1 pseudogene is annotated in these 446 nt (G+C 60.3%); it reads left to right on the top strand.

The window, feature by feature from the left end:
- Nucleotides 1-446, top strand: a pseudogene (locus tag EOA24_RS40795) (DNA-binding protein); the annotation flags it as partial.

Genomic DNA, 446 nt, shown 5'->3' with positions numbered 1-446 from the left:
TCGTCAAGCAGAAGCGCTTGGCGAAGAACGAGCCGATCCCCTGCATCGTCAATCGCAGCGGAACGACGTCGGCCGAGGAGGACTCGCTTGCCGAGAATGTACATCGCGAGAACCTGCATCCGCTCGACCAGTTCCGCGCATTCAAGGCACTGAGGGAGCAGGGGCTTGACGTGGAGGAGATCGCCGCCCGCTTCTTCGTGTCGGCGGCGACAGTCAAACAGCGGCTGAGGCTCGCCTCGGTCTCGCCAAAGCTGCTCGATTTTTACGAGAAGGACGAAATCCGCCTCGAGCAGATAATGGCGTTTTCGATCTCGGACGATCATACCCGTCAGGAGCAAGTGTGGGAGCGTATCTCCAGCAACCAGCATATGCAGGAGCCCTACTACATCAGGCGCCTGCTGACGGAGACCACGGTTCGCGCCGACGATCGCCGGGCTGTCTATGTC

The organism is Mesorhizobium sp. M2A.F.Ca.ET.039.01.1.1 (assembly GCF_003998035.1).
Taxonomy (GTDB): domain Bacteria; phylum Pseudomonadota; class Alphaproteobacteria; order Rhizobiales; family Rhizobiaceae; genus Mesorhizobium.
This window is presented reverse-complemented; position numbering and strand designations above follow the sequence as displayed.